This window comes from Mycolicibacter sinensis, from assembly GCF_001673565.1.
Taxonomy (GTDB): domain Bacteria; phylum Actinomycetota; class Actinomycetes; order Mycobacteriales; family Mycobacteriaceae; genus Mycobacterium; species Mycobacterium sinense_C.
In genome coordinates, this window is sequence record NZ_LZMF01000119.1 from 1 (window position 1) to 828 (window position 828).

General features: G+C 70.4%; 1 protein-coding gene. It reads left to right on the forward strand.

The window, feature by feature from the left end; genetic code table 11:
- On the forward strand, nucleotides 1-725 hold a 725-nt coding region (locus A5648_RS16705), incomplete at its 5' end, for a pyridoxal-phosphate dependent enzyme (RefSeq protein WP_131810588.1).
- Nucleotides 726-828: the final 103 nt, after the last annotated feature.

Below are 828 nucleotides of genomic sequence, written 5' to 3' on the forward strand. Positions count from 1 at the left end.
AAGGTGTCGGCGAGGACTTCTGGCCGGCCGCCTACGACCCGAAGGTCCCCGACGAGATCATCGCGGTGTCCGACGCGGACTCGTTCGACATGACCCGACGGCTGGCCCGGGAGGAAGCGCTGCTGGTCGGCGGATCCTGCGGGATGGCCGTAGTGGCGGCCGTGGAAGCGGCCGTCAAAGCCGGACCCGACGCGCTCGTTGTCGTTCTGCTGCCCGACGGCGGCCGCGGCTACATGTCAAAGCTCTTCAACGACTCCTGGATGTCGTCCTATGGGTTCCTGCGCTCGCGGCTGGACGGCTCGACGGTGCAGCCGACCGTCGCCGACGTGCTGCGGGCGAAGTCCGGGGTGTTGCCCGACCTGGTGCACACCCACCCGTCGGAGACGCTGCGCGACGCCATCGGGATCCTGCGCGAGTACGGGGTCTCGCAGATGCCCGTCGTCGGCGCGGAGCCGCCGGTGATGGCGGGGGAGGTGGCCGGCAGTGTGTCCGAGCGCGACCTGCTCTCGGCGGTCTTCGAGGGCCGCGCCAAGCTGGCCGACGCGGTGTCGCAGCACATGGGACCGCCGCTGCCGCTGATCGGCTCCGGCGAGGTGGTCGACGTCGCCGCGACCGCCCTGGCCGAGGTCGACGCGGTGATGGTGGTCGAGGACGGTAAGCCGGTCGGCGTCATCACCCGCCACGACCTGTTGGGCTTCCTGTCCGACGGGCCGCGTCGCAGGTAGCCACAGCGAGAGCGCCTTGCGGTAGCGTGGCAGTCCGCATCAATCGACACCAAGGGTGCCCATGACTGACTTCCCGCCTCCGCCCCAGGGCAATTACCCGCCC